This is a genomic window from Desulforamulus putei DSM 12395 (genome assembly GCF_900129195.1).
GTDB classification, from domain to species: Bacteria; Bacillota; Desulfotomaculia; order Desulfotomaculales; family Desulfotomaculaceae; genus Desulfotomaculum; species Desulfotomaculum putei.
Genome location: NZ_FQUY01000024.1, coordinates 1 through 18,407, shown reverse-complemented (window position 1 = coordinate 18,407; position 18,407 = coordinate 1). Strand labels below are relative to the sequence as shown.

The 18,407-nt window shown below is 50.2% G+C and carries 20 protein-coding genes and 4 tRNA genes; 21 read left to right on the top strand and 3 right to left on the bottom strand.

The genetic code is table 11. The annotated features are described in order from the left end of the window. Nucleotides 1-45: 45 nt before the first annotated feature. Nucleotides 46-489 (top strand): DegV family protein, encoded by a 444-nt coding sequence (locus tag BUB67_RS13060; RefSeq protein ID WP_238457057.1) that lies wholly within the window; start codon nt 46-48, stop codon nt 487-489. Between the two features lie 58 nt (nt 490-547). Here BUB67_RS13060 and larC2 read toward each other — a convergent pair whose 3' ends face one another. After that, nucleotides 548-1,735, bottom strand: coding sequence for a nickel pincer cofactor biosynthesis protein LarC2 (gene larC2 / locus BUB67_RS13055; RefSeq protein WP_084127742.1), 1,188 nt, complete (start codon nt 1,733-1,735; stop codon nt 548-550). 154 nt (nt 1,736-1,889) lie between these two features. Here larC2 and BUB67_RS13050 point away from each other — a divergent pair, with 154 nt between their 5' ends. Beyond that, nucleotides 1,890-2,393 carry a DUF4446 family protein gene (locus tag BUB67_RS13050; protein ID WP_073239857.1) on the top strand — a complete coding sequence of 168 codons (504 nt, stop codon included), beginning with the start codon at nt 1,890-1,892 and terminating at the stop codon, nt 2,391-2,393. Between the two features lie 44 nt (nt 2,394-2,437). Beyond that, nucleotides 2,438-3,076: a phosphoribosyltransferase gene (locus BUB67_RS13045; protein ID WP_073239856.1), complete on the top strand. Its 639-nt coding sequence runs from the start codon at nt 2,438-2,440 to the stop codon at nt 3,074-3,076. A gap of 17 nt (nt 3,077-3,093) precedes the next feature. Here BUB67_RS13045 and yyaC read toward each other — a convergent pair whose 3' ends face one another. Next, nucleotides 3,094-3,699, bottom strand: a complete 606-nt coding sequence (yyaC, locus tag BUB67_RS13040) for a spore protease YyaC (protein WP_073239855.1) — start codon at nt 3,697-3,699, stop codon at nt 3,094-3,096. A 172-nt stretch (nt 3,700-3,871) separates the two neighbouring features. Here yyaC and BUB67_RS13035 point away from each other — a divergent pair, with 172 nt between their 5' ends. The 18 genes from BUB67_RS13035 (at nt 3,872) to BUB67_RS12950 (ending at nt 17,885) form a co-directional block, all read left to right on the top strand. Then, nucleotides 3,872-4,927, top strand: a complete 1,056-nt coding sequence (locus BUB67_RS13035; protein ID WP_073239854.1) for a YkvI family membrane protein — start codon at nt 3,872-3,874, stop codon at nt 4,925-4,927. Between the two features lie 112 nt (nt 4,928-5,039). Continuing rightward, entirely contained in the window at nt 5,040-5,810 is a 771-nt protein-coding gene (locus BUB67_RS13030; RefSeq protein WP_084127741.1) for a CvpA family protein, read from the top strand. 88 nt (nt 5,811-5,898) lie between these two features. Then, a complete protein-coding gene (locus tag BUB67_RS13025; protein ID WP_073239852.1) occupies nt 5,899-7,293 on the top strand; it encodes an aminopeptidase in 1,395 nt (464 codons plus the stop codon). Nucleotides 7,294-7,436: 143 nt separating this feature from the next. Then, on the top strand, nt 7,437-8,306 hold the full coding sequence (locus BUB67_RS13020; protein ID WP_073239851.1) for a mechanosensitive ion channel family protein: 870 nt from the start codon (nt 7,437-7,439) through the stop codon (nt 8,304-8,306). Beyond that, complete coding sequence (locus BUB67_RS13015) at nt 8,299-8,511, top strand: DUF951 domain-containing protein (protein WP_073239850.1); 213 nt, start codon at nt 8,299-8,301, stop codon at nt 8,509-8,511. Before BUB67_RS13020 ends, BUB67_RS13015 begins: the two co-directional genes overlap by 8 nt. A gap of 370 nt (nt 8,512-8,881) precedes the next feature. Then, nucleotides 8,882-9,169: a 30S ribosomal protein S6 gene (rpsF, locus tag BUB67_RS13010; protein ID WP_073239849.1), complete on the top strand. Its 288-nt coding sequence runs from the start codon at nt 8,882-8,884 to the stop codon at nt 9,167-9,169. A gap of 36 nt (nt 9,170-9,205) precedes the next feature. Continuing rightward, nucleotides 9,206-9,613 (top strand): single-stranded DNA-binding protein, encoded by a 408-nt coding sequence (locus BUB67_RS13005; RefSeq protein ID WP_073239848.1) that lies wholly within the window; start codon nt 9,206-9,208, stop codon nt 9,611-9,613. Nucleotides 9,614-9,655: 42 nt separating this feature from the next. Beyond that, nucleotides 9,656-9,889: a 30S ribosomal protein S18 gene (gene rpsR, locus BUB67_RS13000; protein ID WP_008411728.1), complete on the top strand. Its 234-nt coding sequence runs from the start codon at nt 9,656-9,658 to the stop codon at nt 9,887-9,889. Between the two features lie 153 nt (nt 9,890-10,042). Next, nucleotides 10,043-10,453: a MarR family winged helix-turn-helix transcriptional regulator gene (locus BUB67_RS12995; RefSeq protein ID WP_073239847.1), complete on the top strand. Its 411-nt coding sequence runs from the start codon at nt 10,043-10,045 to the stop codon at nt 10,451-10,453. A 379-nt stretch (nt 10,454-10,832) separates the two neighbouring features. Further along, a complete protein-coding gene (locus BUB67_RS12990) occupies nt 10,833-11,792 on the top strand; it encodes a YybS family protein (RefSeq protein WP_073239846.1) in 960 nt (319 codons plus the stop codon). 31 nt (nt 11,793-11,823) lie between these two features. Continuing rightward, nucleotides 11,824-12,273, top strand: a complete 450-nt coding sequence (rplI, locus tag BUB67_RS12985) for a 50S ribosomal protein L9 (RefSeq protein WP_073239845.1) — start codon at nt 11,824-11,826, stop codon at nt 12,271-12,273. Between the two features lie 48 nt (nt 12,274-12,321). Further along, on the top strand, nt 12,322-14,265 hold the full coding sequence (gene lonC / locus BUB67_RS12980) for a Lon family ATP-dependent protease (protein WP_073239844.1): 1,944 nt from the start codon (nt 12,322-12,324) through the stop codon (nt 14,263-14,265). 37 nt (nt 14,266-14,302) lie between these two features. Continuing rightward, a complete protein-coding gene (gene dnaB / locus BUB67_RS12975; protein ID WP_073239843.1) occupies nt 14,303-15,625 on the top strand; it encodes a replicative DNA helicase in 1,323 nt (440 codons plus the stop codon). A gap of 398 nt (nt 15,626-16,023) precedes the next feature. After that, on the top strand, nt 16,024-17,310 hold the full coding sequence (locus BUB67_RS12970) for an adenylosuccinate synthase (protein WP_073239842.1): 1,287 nt from the start codon (nt 16,024-16,026) through the stop codon (nt 17,308-17,310). 168 nt (nt 17,311-17,478) lie between these two features. Beyond that, a tRNA-Lys gene (locus BUB67_RS12965) sits at nt 17,479-17,554 on the top strand. Nucleotides 17,555-17,568: 14 nt separating this feature from the next. Further along, a tRNA-Glu gene (locus BUB67_RS12960) sits at nt 17,569-17,644 on the top strand. 30 nt (nt 17,645-17,674) lie between these two features. Further along, nucleotides 17,675-17,750 (top strand) — tRNA-Lys (locus BUB67_RS12955). A 60-nt stretch (nt 17,751-17,810) separates the two neighbouring features. After that, a tRNA-Gly gene (locus tag BUB67_RS12950) sits at nt 17,811-17,885 on the top strand. A gap of 417 nt (nt 17,886-18,302) precedes the next feature. Here the strand turns inward: BUB67_RS12950 and BUB67_RS17245 are convergent. Beyond that, nucleotides 18,303-18,401 (bottom strand): DUF5348 domain-containing protein, encoded by a 99-nt coding sequence (locus BUB67_RS17245; RefSeq protein ID WP_274377244.1) that lies wholly within the window; start codon nt 18,399-18,401, stop codon nt 18,303-18,305. Nucleotides 18,402-18,407 lie beyond the last annotated feature (6 nt).

Below are 18,407 nucleotides of genomic sequence, written 5' to 3'. Positions count from 1 at the left end.
GCATTTTTTTATTATATGAATTGCCCGGTATAATATAGGGTTACAATGCGGGATACCCTTAGTTTTCAGTCTGCTCTGGAAAGGGCCAGAGATATTATTGGCAACATGGATATTTATTTTGTGGTGGCAACCCTGGACTACTTAAAAAAAGGCGGCAGAATCGGTTATGTGGCCGGTACCATTGGAGAAATTATGCAAATTAAACCTATCATTTCCATTAACGAAGAGGGTAAACATTATACCTATGATAAGGTGCGGGGAAGAAAAAAATCCATCCTGCGCCTGTTTGAAATCGCCAGCAAAAGACTGAGTGAGAAAAATAGCACTGTGGCTGTAATGCACGGTGGGGCGGCAGAGGAGTCTTGGGAACTGTTCAGTAAAATAAAAGCTCTGCCCAATGTTAAGAAATCCTATTTCGGGCAAGTGGGGCCGGTTATCGGCGTGCATACCGGACCGGGGTTGATCGGGTTTTGTATCTGTAAGGTTTAATCAAGCATAAAGGGAGTCTGAAGGATTTTCAGACTCCCTTTTATATGTGCAAAAACGCCTATAAGTTTTCCTTTAAAGCATCCGCTTCCTTCAACGTTTCCTGGTAAACCTGGCTGATGGGCACGCCATATGCCTGTGCCGCCGCTTTACAATCTTCATATTCGGGGGTAATCCGAAGGACCGGTTCCCCGGGATGCAAACGCGCCACTTTTACACCGACGGGGCCATAGCGGGTATTTACTTTCATCATTTCCCTCAATGCGGTTGTTCTGTTTTGATAGCCAATACGGACCCCCAGGGTGGAAGTTTCTTTAAGAATAAGATTTGCAAGATACTTTACATCACCGGTCTTGCAAAGGACCGATAATTTGGTACCAGGTCGCCCCTTTTTCATGATAACGGGGGTAAGAAAAACATCCAGGGCTCCCTTTTTTAAAAATAATTCCATAATATAAGGATAAAATTCCGGATTCATATCATCAATGTTGGTTTCCAGGGTGGCAATTTCCTCCAGGTAACCGCAAGGGGTTTCCGCACTGCCCAGCATGACCCGGAGCAGGTGGGGGATGGGCAGTTGCAGGCTGCCCTTTCCGTAACCGATAGCAAAGGGCGCCATCACCGGCGGTGGAGCAAATTCATCCACCAGCACATTGACCAAAGAGGCCTCCAGGGGCCGGACAAGTTCGCCCTCCACCGGGCCCAACTGAACCGGCAGCCCCTTCACCAGTTCAGCAGTGACAGGCACAGGGACCGGCAGCCAGGTGTCATTGACTTTAACCAGACCGGAACCCAGGGGGAGGGACTGCATCATAATTTTATCGGGGGCCAATTGTTCAATACAGACGGCAATCCCAACAAGCAGCACCAAAGAACCCAGGGAATTTTCTATAACAATCGGTTCCAATGGCAGCCCCGTCACCTTGGCCCGGGTCATGGCCAAACGGAGAAAAGTTTCCGCGCAGATTTTTTTTACAAAAGAACTGAGATCACTGTTTTCCAGCAAGTCAACGATCTGCCGGGTATCATAATCAGGGGGCGAGTCGCCGGTGATGATTTCAATGCGTTTTGCCGCCACCGAAAAGTCCTTTTCATCATAAATATTTATCCGGTAACTGCCGGTATTGATCTTGGCCAACTGTGACCGCAAAAGGTTTTCTGCAACGCCCAGCTGCAGCAGCGCCCCTAAAAGCATGTCCAAAGACAGGCCGCTAAAGCAATCAATAAACAGAATTTTCAAAAAATACACCCCTGTTAACTATTTTATCTACTACAGTTTAGCAATCTCTGGTATAATGTTCCTCGGATGCCATTTAGTAATTATCATCATGATATGGCGGACAAGCCATACTAATGATGTTCTACCAGTAGTATAACGTAAAAATTAAAAGGGTGGTAAAGACGTGAATCATTTATGGCAAATCATTGAAATAAATTCAGCGATGATTATTTTGGCCCTTGCCGTTGTTATTGTTTTGCTTTTCATCAGTCAAGTGATCCTGTACCGCCGTTTCAGGGACGTCAACAGGCGGTACCGCCTGTTGACGCGGGGCCCCTCCGGCGCTGATTTAGAAGAAATATTACAGCGCTATGCCAGTGATGTGCAGAAATTGGAGGTTTTGGGACAGGAAATGAGACGGGAGCAGGACATTTTAAAGGAACAGCTGGCCCAATGTGTCCATAACCCTGGTTTGATCCGGTTTAACGCCTTCGATAACATGGGCAGTGACCTCAGTTTTTCCATGGCGTTGTTGGACCGCAGAGGTGACGGGGTGGTTTTAACCGGCCTTTATGGAAGGGATGAAACCAGGATTTATGCCAAACCCATCCGTAAAGGTACTTCGGATTACAGTCTGACTGAAGAGGAAGTGAAGGCCGTCCAGAGAACCCTTGAAAAATATGAATAAGAAACCCCTCACCGGCCCACCTTATTGATACGGGAGGGTTTCTTTTGTTTAAAAATCGCATTGACGCAGGACAAAGGCTGGCCGAGTCCCTGAAAAAAATAAACATTCAAGAAGGAATCGTCATTGCCGTTCCCCGGGGCGGCGTGGTGGTGGGGGCCCAGGTAGCCCAGGCGCTGGATATCCCCCTTGACATTATCATTCCCAAGAAAGTGGGGGCACCCCAAAACCCTGAGGTGGCTGTGGGCGCCGTCACCGAAGACGGTACGGTGATCTATAATCAAAATTTGCTCAACCGCCTGGGATTATCGGAAAAAGACCTGGCGCCGGCCGTCCAAAAGATTATCAGTGAAATTAAACGGAGAATGACGGCCTACCGGGGGAGCAGCAAATCGCCGGATTTCTCGGGCAAGCATGTGATACTGGTAGACGACGGTATTGCCACAGGGTTTACCATTATGGCGGCCCTGCGGTCCATCAAAAATGCCGGGTGTCAGGCCGTCACACTGGCCATCCCTGTGGCTCCCCCGGACACGGTGGAGCGGTTGGAAAAAGAAGTGGACCATTTGGTCTGCCTGGTATCCGAGGAGCCCTTTTATGCAGTGGGGCAGTTTTACCGGGACTTCAGTCAAATCAGTGACGATGAAGTCATATCCATTCTTAAAGGTTATCAATACTGTTTATAAAAAAGTTAATCCCGAAGTTAACCACTTCGGGATTGATTTTGTATGATTTGGGCGGTTTTCAGCAGGCCCTCTGCGATCAGGTTGGCCAGTCTCATCACCAGGTTCAACCGGGTGTTCTGCAGCACCAGGTACTCCAGGAAGCCACCTACGTTTACCACACCGGTGATGTACAGCTGTCCAACGGCGGGCAGGGACTTATTGACCCCGGCGCCGGGCAACAGGGGGCCGTCGCCGATATTTACACAGCCCACGTTTTCCAGGTGTCCCAGGCAGGCATCCACCGCGATGACCAGCGCTTCGGGGTGCCTGGACCGGATCTCCGCCAGTTTTTCATTCATATTGCTGGCATGTACCGGTTCATCCAGTGTACCGTAAACCTTAAAACGATGGCCGGCATCGGCTGCTATTTTGCTTCCCACCAGGGGCCCCAGGCAATCTCCGGTGGAACGGTCGGTGCCGATACAGACGATGACCACTTCATCATCACTCTTTATGCCGTAACCCTGTAACCGGGTGACCAGATCCATGGCAAAGCTATCTACAGCGAGGGGATCCTCGACACTGATTTTTGTTTTCGGGGGCAAAACTGCTTGCCGGTGCAAGGTATCCATATGAACGGACATCCCATCACTTCCTCTCAAAGCAAACATACTATATTTATTCCCCGCTTATTCTCCCTTTATTCCAAAATACATGGATTTATCAAAATAAATTGGGGCCATTTTCATTTCTTGTTCAGCCTGACGCTTTTTCGGCATAGTATCTAGGGAGAAAGAAAAGGTTAGGGGTGGCTCAATGATCAAGCAGACGGGAACGGGGCTGGTAATAAGGTTGGCGGCAACCTATGTGGGGGCGGTGATCGGGGCCGGGTTCGCGTCGGGGCAGGAGATTTTGCAATTCTTTATTTTATATGGTTATAAAGGGCTGCTGGGTGCGCTGGTGTCGGCGGTACTATTTGCCTATCTGGGCGCCATGGCGTTGTATCTGGGTGTAAAATTACGTGCCGGCAGCTACCAGGAACTGCTTTCCTATTTAATGGGGCCATGGGCCGGAAAATTTATGGACATTCTGAGTCTTTTCATGCTGGTGGGAGGTCTGGGGGTAATGCTTTCCGGCAGCGGTGCGGTGGTGCAGGAATATCTGGGTCTGCCGCAGTGGGTGGGGGTCGGCGTAGCCTTGCTGGCTGTTTTTTTTGTGATCATGCACGGGTTAACAGGATTATTAAACGTGAATGTAATATTAGTACCGGTAAAACTGGCGGCGGTCTGCCTGATCGCCGGCCTGGCCCTGGCAGCCCGTGGTTTACCCGCTGAATTGCCCTTTATCAACCAGCATGGGGTAGGGGGCCACTGGCTTTGGTCCAGCCTGTTGTATGTTTCATTTAATATGGTTGTTCCGGTGGCGGTGTTGTCCTCCATGGGGCGTTCCATCGACAAAAGAACAGGCATTTATGCGGGCATCCTGGGAGGACTGGGTCTGGGGTTCGCTGTGGCAATGGTAACCATTGCCGGATTGGCCTTTTACCCCCATGTCACCAATTATGAAGTGCCCATGCTATATATGGCTTCCGGTGTCAGCGCCTCCCTGCGGCCTGTCTTTGCTCTGTTAATCTGGGTGGCCATCCTTACCACCGCCATTGCCAATGCCCATGGTTTTGCCAGCCGGTTGGCGCCCGCAGGGGGCAAGCGTTACCGGTTTTTCGGATTTGCGGTCTGCCTGGCTGTACTGCCCCTGACCTTGCTGGATTTTTCTTTTTTGGTCAGGCTGCTGTATCCTGTGTTTGGCTATGCAGGGATGGCGCTTTTTTTCTCCCTGCTGCTTGTACCGCTGTGGAAGTTTTGCAAGCGGTGACAGCAACGGGTTTCCGGAGGAAGGATTATGGCAAAATAACAGCGAACACAAAAATGAACGGAAATGGAATGTGCTGCATCCCGGGGAGTTTAGTAAAGCGGGGGTGTAGAAAATTAACTGGTTAGACTATTTTTTTCTGCTTATATTGATACTGACAAGTTTTAGGGGGTACTGCCACGGGTTGCTGGCAGGCGTACTCCGGTTGGCCGGCTTGCTGTTGTCCTTTGGCGCCGCGGTTCATTATCACCTTAAGCTTGCCCAATGGCTGGCCGACCGGTGGGGTTGGGCGGACAGCATCGCCCAATTTCTAAAACCTCTGATCAAACTCCCGGAACCCTTTAACAGTCCGGAAATATTGAAACTTCCCGTTGGGCTGCTGCAAAAGATCAGCGCCCAACTCCCTTTGCCGACTCCCTGGCAGGATATTATTGCCCACCTGAGCCTGTTGGGGCCGCACCACACGGTTGGTCAAGCCCTCAATCTGCTGCTGGCCCATGGTCTGTTGAAAATACTGGCCTTTCTGGGCATTTTTCTGGTGGTAAAGACAGCTGTTGAATGGATTGTTTCCATCTTCGCCGTCATTTTTAGATTCAGCCCGCTGGGTCCGGTGGACAAGTTGGCGGGGCTTGTCCTTGGTTTTTTCACCGGGGTGGTGATTATTCTGGTGATGATCACGGTTCTGGTACCCCTGCAGGTTCCCTTGGCTCTGCTGGGTGTTCAGGGATTGTCGGCAGCCCTGGCAAAGGGGATCAGCACTTCCTTCTTCATGGCACATTTCGGCCCGCCGTTGCAACATTTAGACATCCTGCCGCCCCTGATACCGGAGTTCAGCAGCCAATTTTTGTTTAAACATATCCCCGGCGGTCCGGGCACAAAAATATAGCGGCGGTTCAAATTACCTACCTCCGGGTGGGGCATAATAAGTGGGTCTTGATAAGCATTGCCAAAACCAAATAAAGGGGGAAAAGTTCATGGTAAAAGCGGACCGGCTCAAGTACAGCCGGAAAAATGTTTGGGAAAACGCCGGTGAAGGAACCATGCAGGAAATTATGGCCTTTGCCGAAGACTATAAAACCTTTATCACCTGTGCCAAGACAGAACGCTCTTGTGTCCGGCAAATTGTCAACATGGCCCTGGCCAGCGGATTCATACCCATCGAACAGTGCCAAAACCTGCGACCCGGGGACAGGGTCTGCATCACCGGTAAGGGAAAGATTGTAGCGCTGGCCGTGATCGGGCAGCAGGGTTTGGAGAAGGGGATCTGTTTAATTGGGTCGCACACCGATGTGCCGAGGCTGGACCTGAAGCCCCACCCGCTGTATCAGGAGGAAGGGCTGGCCTTTTTTAAAACTCACTATTACGGAGGTATTAAAAAATACCAGTGGTTGACCATTCCCCTGGCCCTGCATGGCATTGTCTGCCGAGCCGACGGGCAAACAGTGGAAATTTCTATCGGGGACCGTCCCGGAGACCCGGTGTTCACCATCACAGATCTGCTGCCCCACCTGGCCAAAGACCAAATGGTAAAGAAACTGACCGAAGCGGTGGAAGGCGAACAGCTAAACCTGTTGATCGGCGGATTGCCCCTGCAGGGCGGCGACAAGGATAACGCTGTTAAAATGAACATGCTTACTCTACTGCATGAGAATTACGGCATTACGGAGGAGGATTTTATCAGCGCCGAGCTGGAGGCGGTACCGGCAGGACCCGCCTGTGATGTTGGGCTGGACCGCAGCATGGTGGGGGCCTATGGTCAGGACGACAGGGTTTGTGTCTATACCTCCTTACGGGCCATTCTGGAAACAACCGCTCCCGCCCGCACAGCGGTGGCGCTGTTTGTCGACAAAGAGGAAATCGGCAGTACCGGCAATACCGGCATGCAGGGAAGATTCCTGCAAAATGCCGTGGCGGAAATAGGATCCCGCATGGACCCCCGGTTTAATGAACTGGCCATCTACCGGGTTTTTGCCAAATCCATTGCCCTTTCCGCAGACGTGACGGCGGCAGTGGATCCCAATTTTGAAGGAGTGCTGGAAAAACTGAATGCGGCCAGACTGGGCGGCGGTGTGGTTGTCACCAAATATACCGGGGCCAAGGGTAAATATCATACCAACGATGCCAACGCAGAATATGTGGCCTTTTTAAGAAACCTGCTGAATCAAAATCAAATCACCTGGCAAACCGGGGAACTGGGTAAAGTGGATCAGGGGGGCGGCGGCACCATTGCCCATATGATTGCGGAACTGGGGTTTGAAGTCATCGACTGCGGGGTGCCGCTGCTTTCCATGCACGCACCCCTGGAAATTGCCAGCAAGGCGGATATTTTTGAATGTTACAGAGCCTATAAGGCTTTCTTTGGAGCGTAAGCAGTTGGCCTTTAGGGTAGTGATTACGGGTCCTGTTGTCAACCTGTCAGATATTTCTTGTGGGTCCGGGACCCGCAAGCATGCCTTTAAGTCCAGCAACAGGACCCTTAAGGAATGCCCGTAAGGCTAAAGGGGAGGGGATTATGGATTTAGCATCATTGAAAGAATGGCTTTTCGGCCTGTATACGCCGGCAGATATTCAGCGGGCATTGGCTACTACGTTAAGAATTATGGCCACCCTGGTTTTGGCCAAATTGCTGATCCATTTCGGCAGTAAACTGGTGGAAAAAATCTTTTTTACGAAACCCGGCAAATTCATCAGCGACAGCAGGGCCCAGACCCTCACCGGTTTGTTAAAGAGCGTCCTCCGCTATGGGGTCTATTTTGTGGCAACCATGTCCATCATAGAAATATTTATCCCCAATGCTGCCAAGACCGTACTGGCAGGGGCCGGCATCCTGGGCTTGGCGGTGGGCTTTGGGGCCCAAAACCTGGTGCGGGATATTATTACCGGTTTCTTTATCCTGTTCGAGGACCAGTATGCGGTGGGTGAATATGTCACGGTGGCAGGTGTCACCGGCACAGTTGAAGAAATCGGGCTGCGGGTGACAAAGGTCCGGGAATTTGGCGGTCAGCTGCATATCATTCCCAACGGCATCATTACCATGGTGACCAATTTCAACCGCGGGGGCATGCAAGCCATGGTTGAAATTGGCATTTCCTACGAAGAGAATATTGACCGGGCCATCGAAGTCCTCAAACAAATGAGCCGGGACTTTGCCCAAACCTGGGCGGAAGACTTGATCGAAGGGCCGGATGTGCTGGGGGTTGTAAGGTTTGGTGAATCCGATGTGGTGATCCGGGTCACTGCTAAAACCAAACCCATGCGCCAGTGGGAGATTGAACGTCAGTTAAGAAAGGCCATTAAAGAGGTGTTTGATAAAGAAGGAATTGAAATTCCTTACCCCCGCAGGGTGTTAATTACGACAATGGGAGGTGCGCCGGGTGCATAAATACCAGGTAGGAGATGTGGTAAAAACCCGTAAACCCCACCCGTGCGGCAATGATACCTGGGAAGTGATGCGCACAGGTGTCGATTTCCGCATCAAATGCCAAAAATGCGGTCGGGTTCTCATGTTGCCAAGACCCAAATTTGAGAAAAGTGTCAAGGCAGTGATCAGCAGCCCTGGAAGCGAATCAAGGGGACGGTTCTCTTGAAGCGAATCAAGGGGACGTTTCTCTTCATCAGAATCAAGGGGACGGTTCTCTTGAGTCTTTGGGAAGAATCAAGGGGACAGTTCTCTTGAGTCTTTCATCATAAATGACAGTCTCCCTCGATACATTCCTGCTCAAAACCCATGAATGAGTCAATTGGCTTCTATTCACTTAAGAGAACCGTTTCCTTGAGTCGGGAAGGTCAGAATCAAGGGAACCGTCCCCCTGAGTCAAGGGAAAAAATTTCTCTGGCAAGCTCTTGCCCTTTATATATATTGATGATATAATTTTACAGTGCTTTAATATGGCATGTTTCCACCCTGCTCTGCCTCAGGGGCAGAGCCGTTAGTCCGTGGGGAGGAGGTGAACTGTTGTGCGCAATTATGAAGTGATGTATATCATCAAACCCGAGGTTGAAGAAGAAAAAGTAACTGCATTGGTAGAAAAATTTAAAGCCCTGGTGGAAGAAAGAGGCGCCGAGGTTACCAAACTGGACAAGTGGGGTAAGCGTCGCCTGGCTTATGAAATTAACCACATGAAAGAGGGCATCTACGTAGTAATGCAGTTCAAAGCAGAAGCCGCTGCAGCCGCTGAGTTGGACCGGGTTATGAAGATTAATGATGACATCATTCGCCACATGATCACACGCGAAGATGAGTAGGTTTTGTTGATAGAACAACCCAAGGCGGTGTTAACAATGCTCAATAAGGTTATTTTAATTGGGCGTCTGACCCGGGATCCAGAACTTCGTTATACCACCAACGGCATTGCTGTGGCAAAAATGACACTGGCGGTGGATCGCCCTCAGTTTAATAAAGAAAAAGAAAAAGAAACGGACTTTATCGATATTGTAGTGTGGCAGAAACAAGCCGAGACCTGCGCCAACAACCTGGGCAAGGGTCGCCTGATCGCTGTGGAAGGCCGCCTGCAAATCCGTTCCTATGATGACAACCAGGGAATTCGCCGCAAAGCCGCTGAAGTGGTGGCAGATACCATCAAGTTCCTTGATTGGCCGAAAGATCGGGACAATCAAGGCAGCAGTTCCTTTGGTGGCGGCGGTTTTGGAAGCGAGATCAGCTTTAGCGGAGATGACATACCGTTCTAGGGGTTAGACTAAAAGCCGGTACCCGAGCAAGGAGGGAAAACTGTGAAACGTGAGCGTGGACGCAGAGGCAAAAAGCGTGTCTGCAGCTTCTGTGTAGATAAAGCAACAACCATTGACTATAAAGAAGTTTCCAAGTTAAAGAAATATATTACCGAGCGCGGTAAAATTTTACCCCGCCGTATTTCCGGCAACTGTGCGCATCACCAGCGGATGCTGACAACTGCCATTAAGCGGGCTCGTAATATTGCCCTGCTGCCCTTTACTGCAGAATCCTAAGATCTCCGAAAGGATGAGGGATATCCCCCATCCTTTTACTTTTGTTTAAAAACATTTCCAATACAAATATCACGAAACAGAACCACCTTTATGGACTTTAATATGAATAAGCCGTATAATAATGGCATAATCTTGTGAACCGGAGCATTTCCCATGGAGAGTAAATTGGCCTTCAGTCTTTACATGGCTTTCAAAAAAATGCAAATTCAATTCGGCAATCTGGCTGAACAAATGGGTTTGGACCCCGCCCCCTTGTCCGCCTTACTGAAATTATGGCGGCAGGACGGCCTCACCGTTACCGAATTGGGGGACAAACTGTTTTTAAAGGCCAGCACCATTACTTCTCTGGTGGACCGCATGGAGCGAGACGGGCTGGTGCGCCGGGAAAGGAATCAGGAAGACCGGCGGGTGGTGCGAATCTTTTTGACAGAAAAGGCCAAAAATTTAAAAGAGCAATTCCCCGGTTTTGAAGAATACATTCAGGATAAAATTAAAGGTCATTTTACGGAAGAGGAACTGGAAACATTAATTAAACTCCTTAGCAAGCTGGAATCCTCCCTGTAATACAAGATTTTCTTGCTAAAAGCTGTTAACCCCGGCAGGGATCAACAGCTTTTACTTTTGTGCCGGAGGAAATGGTCAGAGCCCACTGGAATGTGCTGATTTATGCTGATTTAACCAGTGGCGGGAACAAATAACACAGACCTGTTGCAGGAAATGCCGCCGGTGCCAGCGAATCTTTAGTTGTTTTAAGGTGATAAGAGTCTTCTGCATGCTCCCCTCTCGGCAGGAAAATGCTATAGACAGCAACATTAAACTGATTGAATGGCTCAAGGCTGATGTTCTGTCATCCCTGTCCTTGTAAGGGAAGATAAAATGGAAGAAGAAATAATGTCGGACTCCCTTCAAACATATATGACGGATAAGAAGAGGTGATCTTTGTTTGGCTTCCTTTAGAGATACCCGGGCGCTGGTGGACGGGGCCTTTACGGCCGGGCTTACGGCGGTGCTGGGTTTGCTGGGGATGTTCATTCCCCCGTTTTTATTTTTAATCAGCATCCTCATGCCAATTCCTCTGGCTGTTTTGGTAAGACGCAGGGGCTTATATACGGCGGTCCTGTCCCTTTTGGTAACAGGATTTTTATTGATGGTCCTCTATCCCAGCCCCTTGAAGGTTCTGCTGCTGTTTATCCTCTTTGGCCCCCTGGGACTGGTTCTGGGTCTGCTCTATAAAAATTACGTATCACCGGGCCATGCCCTGGTGGCAGCCTCTGTGGTTTCCGTCATTGCCTACCTGACCGTCATTGCTTTAACGGTTTTTGTGTCGGGAATCAATATTGAGATGATACACGCTGCCATCAATGAATCACTCAACGCGGTGTTTTCCATGTATGAAGAAGCAGGCAACCCGGTACCGGCAGAGCAGCAGGAATTGTTCAGGCAAACAGTAAGGGCCTCCCTCCTGTTATTACCGGCATATTTTGTCCTGCACGGGATGTTATCCGCAGGCCTGTCCTATATGGTGGGGAACCGGGTGCTAAGAAAACTGGATTATCAAGTGAATGCCCTGCCTCCTTTCAGTCAATGGAGGTTGCCCTGGTACGCCATCTGGGGGATCATCCTGGGCCTCATTTTTTACCTGGGAGGCAACCAATTTGCGTTGAACACCGTCAAAGTGATAGGGCAGAATATCCTGACCGTCTTTCTCTTTATCTTCTTTATCATCGGCCTGTCGGTGGTGGTGCATTTTTTTAAAAAGATTCCTTTTTCCAAGCCCTTTAAAATGGTTTTGACAGTGATTTTAATCCTTTACATTACATTGATGTACCCCGCCATTGTGGTACTGGGGGTACTGGACACTATTTTCAACCTTCGCCGGCCGTTAGCGAAAAGAGAAAACTAAGGATTACTTTCATTATAGAAGGAGGATTGCCATGCAGGTTGTGCTTTTACAGGACGTTGCCAAACTGGGCAAAAAAGGAGATATCGTTAACGTTACCGAGGGGTACGCAAGAAACTTTTTGTTCCCGCGGAACCTGGCCTCCCCGGCTTCCCAGGGTAAGCTGAAGGAAATTCAGAACCAGAAACAAACCCAGGCTGCCAAGAAGCAAAAGGAAGAGGAACAGGCCAGAGAACTGGCAGCCAAAATCAATGATTTAACGGTGGTGTTGAAGGCCAAGGTGGGCGACGCCGGCCGCTTGTTCGGCGCCATCAGCAACAAGGACATTGCAGACGGCCTCAAGGCCCAGCATGGTTATGACATCGACAAGAAAAAAATTGTACTGAAGGAGCCCATCAAAACACTGGGGAACCACAAAATCACCGTTAAAATCCATCCGGTGGCCCAGGCTGAAATAAATGTGAACGTTGTTGCCGTAGAGTAAAATCCACAGGAACCGGGACAGGATCAGGCATTGAAAGGAGCAGCATAAATGAAAGTTTTCCTCGAAAGGTTCATGAGCGGCGCCAAAGAACAGGATTCCGGTCAATTTTCCAAACTGGACCAACTGCAGCGGCAGGTTACAGCCATGTACGGGCTGTTAAGCAATATTTATGGCTCGGACAAGCTGGTACTGCGGGCAGGAAAATTGGAAGCCTTGCAATTGATGCGTTCCGACAAGATTGAGGAAAGGGTACTGGCTTTACAAAAGCTGGTATTTGAAGATCCAACCTACGAAGATTTGCCTTCCATCGAAGAGATCCCGGCTATTTTAGAAACCCTACAGGACGAAATTGCCGATACCGTTGCCCGGCGCACAGTGGAAGAGGAACTGGAAAAGAAAATCGGCGAAAAGATGAACCAGCGTCACGAAGACTATATTCGTGAAATCAAGCTGCAGGTCATTAAGGAAAGCAGCGGCCCGGAAAACGCCCAGACCTTAAAAAGGCTGGCCGTTCTGGAGAAGTTAGAATCCAAGAAACTGGCTTCTTCCGCCATGGAAATCCTGCGTCCGGAAAGTTTTGACGAAGTCATTGGCCAGGAGCGGGCTGTTAAGGCCCTGCTGGCCAAGCTGGCCTCTCCCTTTCCCCAGCACATCATCCTTTACGGCCCCCCGGGGGTTGGTAAAACCACCGCTGCCCGGCTGGCCCTGGAAGCGGCCAAGGGCATGAAAGGAGCCCCCTTTGCCAAGGACGCTCCCTTTGTGGAAGTGGATGGCACCACCCTCCGCTGGGACCCCAGGGAAGTGACCAACCCTCTGCTGGGCTCTGTCCATGACCCCATTTACCAGGGTGCCCGCCGGGACTTGGCGGAAACAGGTGTTCCGGAGCCGAAACTGGGCCTGGTCACCGATGCCCACGGCGGCGTTTTGTTTATTGATGAAATTGGCGAACTGGACCCGGCTCTGCAAAACAAGCTCCTCAAAGTGCTGGAGGACAAGCGGGTCTTTTTTGACTCGGCCTATTACGACCCCAATGATCCCAATGTACCCCGGTACATTAAAAAAATATTTGAAGAAGGAGCGCCGGCGGACTTCGTTCTCATCGGCGCCACCACCCGGGACCCGGAGGATATTAATCCGGCCGTGCGTTCCCGCTGTGCCGAGGTGTTTTTTGAACCCCTCACCCCGGCAGCCATTCAGGATATTATTAAACAGGCGGCAGCGAAGCTGGCGGTAAAAATTGATGCTCAAGTGCCGGAAATTATCTCCGAGTACACCATTGAGGGCAGAAAAGCCATTAACATTTTAGCGGACGCCTACGGTCTGGCCTGCTTCCGCCGGCAGGAAAGCCCCGGCACCCCCGTTTATATTACGGTTCAGGATATCTATGAAGTGGTTCAGGTAAGCCGTTTGACCCCCTATGTGTTAACCAAAGCATCCGATGAACCGGAAGTGGGTAAGATCTTTGGCCTAGGGGTAGCCGGCTACCTCGGTTCGGTTTTGGAAATTGAAGCCGTCGCTTTTCCTACCCGCAACCCGGGACAGGGAAACATCCGTTTTAACGATACCGCCGGCAGTATGGCCAGGGATTCGGTATTCAACGCCGCCTCCGTCATCCGCAAACTCACCGGCAAAGATATCAGCAATTACGACATCCATATCAATGTGGTGGGCGGCGGCCGCATCGATGGACCCTCCGCCGGCGTGGCCATTATGCTGGCCATGCTGAGCGCTGTTCAGGAACAGCCCATCCCCCAGGACATTGCGGTAACCGGGGAGATTTCCATTCAAGGAAAGGTACGGGCCGTGGGCGGGGTGTTTGAGAAAATCTATGGCGCCAAACAGGCCGGTATCAAAAAGGTGTTTATTCCCAAAGAAAACATGCAGGACGTACCGGTGGACCTGAAAGGCATTGAAGTGGTTCCTGTTCAAAGGGTAGAAGAAATCTTACAGCACATTTTGCCGGACGATCAGGCCGGCAGTTTGGCCGGTTAGTTAACGGACATACAGAATGACCCGAAGGGTGATACCCATGTTGGACCGTGTACCACCACAAAATATAGAAGCGGAACAGTCGGTGCTGGGGGCCATGCTGCTGGAGCGGGAGGCCATCTTCAGAGTGATGGAGTTCCTGAAACCGGAGGACTTTTACCGCGACAGCCACCGTATTATTTACGAAGTGATCCTGGAATTGGCCGAAGCTGGCCGACCGGTGGACCTCATTACCGTCACCGACCTTCTGCGGGCCAGGGGCGATCTGGAGAAGGTGGGCGGCGTCACCTATGTGGCCACCCTAGCCAATCTGGTGCCCACAGCCGCCAATGCCGAATATTACGCCCGCATCGTGGAGGAAAAGGCCCTCACCCGGGCCCTCATTTCTGTCACCACCAGGATCTCCGCCCGGGGCTACGAGGGAAGCGAAAATCCCGAAGAGCTGTTGGACGAGGCCGAACGCTCCATTCTGGAACTGGGCCGGCGCCGCAGCGGCGATACCTTTACACCTATTAAAGAAATTTTGGTCAAGACCTTTGAAGAAATCGAACATGTCTATAGCAACCGGGGCAAAATATCCGGTGTCCCCACAGGGTTCCACGATTTAGACCGTATGACCAACGGCCTGCAAAAAGGGGACTTAATTATCCTGGCGGCCCGTCCCAGTATGGGTAAAACCGCCTTTGCCATTTTGATCGGCCAGTATGCGGCCCTAAAGCATCAGGTGCCGGTGGGTATCTTCAGTTTGGAAATGTCCAAGGAGCAGCTGGTGCAGCGTATGTTGTGCTCCGAGGCCATGATAGACGCCCACAAGGTGCGGACAGGAGATCTTACCGACGAAGACTGGGCCAAACTCCATGAAGCTGCCCGCTACCTTTCCCGGGCGCCCATTTACCTGGACGATACCGGCGCCGCCACGGTAAGGGAGATTCGTTCCAAGGCCAGGCGGCTGAAGGCCGAAAAGGGCCTAGGTCTCATTATTATTGATTACCTGCAGCTGATGTCCGGCGGCAAACGCATTGAAAACCGCCAGCAGGAAATTGCCGAGATTTCCCGCAATCTGAAGGCCCTGGCCAAGGAACTGAATGTACCGGTGCTGGCCTTGTCCCAGTTAAGCCGGGCGGTGGAAAGCCGCACCGATAAACACCCCATGATGTCCGATTTGCGGGAGAGCGGCAGCATCGAACAGGATGCCGACCTCATCATGTTTATCTACCGGGACGAATACTACAATCCGGATTCAGAAAAAAAGGGCATCGCGGAAATTATCGTAGCCAAGCAAAGGAACGGTTCTGTTGGCACCATTGAACTGGGATTTTTTAAAGAATTTGTAAAATTCGTCAATTTAGCCCGCCGTGAATAGAAAATAACATTGTGCAAGAAAGAACAAAGCCCATGCAGCTGGTTTGCCCTTTTTCGTTTCTTTATTCCGGTTGACAATAACAAGAAACTGGGTTAGTATATTCCTGTTTGGGGACTCTCTCAGATCCCATACCTTAATTATAATTATATTGTAAATTAATGGGGGTATTCTGTCGGAACTCAAATAGAAAACTTTTCAAGTTTCTGTTTGGGTTATTTTTATTTCAATGGAAAGAATATCTACCAGGAACCGGAGTATGCCCGGGAAAGCAGGCTGATTTTTACCCGTAGTTAGTGAAGAAAAGATCTTGCTGAACGCACCAGAATTTTCCAAAAGGGGTCTGACCCCTTTTGGGACCTGTTCAGCGGCTTAAATGAGGCTTTAGGAGGTGCTCTCTTGTGTCTACAGTTGTGATTATCGGCGCCCAGTGGGGGGACGAAGGCAAAGGGAAGGTAACGGATTTTCTGGCGGAGAAAGCAGATATTATCGTGCGCTACCAGGGCGGCAACAATGCCGGTCATACCGTGGTGGTGGACGATGCGGAATTTAAACTGCACCTGATCCCATCCGGAATTTTGTATCCTGACAAGTTATGCTTGATTGGCAATGGCGTGGTCATTGATCCGGGCGTGCTGAAACAGGAATTGGATTCCCTGGCGGAGCGCCGTGTGCCCATTGGTAAGCTGCGCATCAGCCAGCGGGCCCATGTCATCATGCCCTATCACCGTCTCATGGATGCTGTTGAAGAGGAGCAAAAGGGCGACGCTAAAATCGGCACCACCAGGCGGGGAATTGGTCCCACCTATACCGACAAAGCTGCCCGGGTGGGCATCCGCGTGGTGGATTTGATTGATAAAGAAGAATTTCCCAAGTTATTAAAACAAAATATCGAGCGCAAGAACACCGTCTTTGAGAAGCTTTTCGATACCAGGGGCTTTGACTATGAGGAAATTCTCAAGGAATACCAGGGTTATGCAGAAATGCTGGAGCCCATGGCCGAAGATGTTTCCCTGCTGGTGCATAACGCCATTAAGGAGGGCAAGAACGTGCTCTTCGAAGGGGCCCAGGGTACCCTGTTGGATTTGGACCATGGCACCTATCCCTATGTAACCTCTTCCCACCCCACCGCTGCCGCCGCCGCACTGGGCACCGGCATCGGTCCCACCAAAATTGACCGGGTGCTGGGGATCGTGAAGGCCTACACCACCCGGGTGGGCGAAGGGCCTTTCCCCACGGAGCTGCTGGATGAGACAGGGGAAGAAATCAGAAGAAAGGGCCATGAATTTGGTACCACCACCGGTCGCCCCCGCCGCTGCGGCTGGTTCGACGCAGTCATTGTACGCTATGCCGCCCGCATCAGCGGCCTGGACAGCCTGGCCATCACCAAGCTGGATGTGCTTACCGGCTTGCCGGTTATCAAGCTTTGTTCCGGCTACCGCTACAAGGGGGAAATCATCCGGGAGTTCCCTGCTTCTTTGAAAGAGCTGGCCAAATGCGAACCGGTCTACGAAGAGTTCCCCGGCTGGCAGGAGGATATCTCCCAGGTAACCCGTTACGAAGACCTGCCGGACAACGCCAAACGGTACCTGGAACGCATTGTTGAATTGACTGAGGTAAAGATCGCCCTCATCAGCGTTGGCGTAAAACGCAGCCAGACCATTATCCTGGAAGATTTATTTGCCTAGCAAACCAATGGGGCCGTAAGGCCCCCCTTTTTGTTTAAAATTTGGTGCATTATATTACAGTTTTGTTAAAAAGTTAAAGGAATATTTTTAGGACAAACTTGTTGACACTTCTCTTGCGATGCTGTAATATATCACATGTGAGGTTGCGTGACCTCTAATTCAATATCTGATCCATTAGCTCAGTTGGTAGAGCACCTGACTTTTAATCAGGGTGTCCCGCGTTCGAGTCGCGGATGGATCACCACCACAAAAATTTGTGGCCCCTTGGTCAAGCGGCCTAAGACACCGCCCTTTCACGGCGGTAACACGGGTTCGAATCCCGTAGGGGTCACCAATTTTTGTTTTTTTGTCTCTTATTTTACATGACCCATTAGCTCAGTTGGTAGAGCACCTGACTTTTAATCAGGGTGTCCCGCGTTCGAGTCGCGGATGGGTCACCAAAATTTTATTTCATAGATGTTTGATTTTTTTAAACAGGTGGATATAATTATTAATAAGATGCGGGTGTAGCTCAATGGTAGAGCATCAGCTTCCCAAGCTGAGGGTTGCGGGTTCGATCCCCGTCACCCGCTCCAGTAAAATCAAGCCCTCCGAGGACTTATTTAATCCTGCGGAGGGTTTTTATTTCAAAAAGCCTGCACACGGATGGTTATCGAAACAGCCAAAAAAGAGGGTGTCAGCGCTAACCAATTCTTATCTCACCTGATCAGCATGGGTATTGGGAAAAAATCTCTTTAGAATAAGTTTGCCCCGGGAGTTCCCGGGGCGTTATTATTATGTGGCGCAATTTCAGAGCCAGGCTATATGTTATCTTTTTTTAATTCTGACAGTCTACCCTTTATTTCTGTTAGAAGTATTGCTATATTGTTATTAACGCTGCATAATGTCCTAAGATTGATGTTGCATGATGACCCAAAGTTGACGGATATAATGACCGATATTTTAGAAAGGGAGGAAGTGGCAAGAACAACCACTCCCCCCCTTTTTCTAACTTAAATTATCACCCGGTATGTTTCCTGAATTTTTAAATTTAATCGTACATCTTGCATAATAACATACCATTCACTATCCAACTCTAATCTACAGGCAATGTTGGT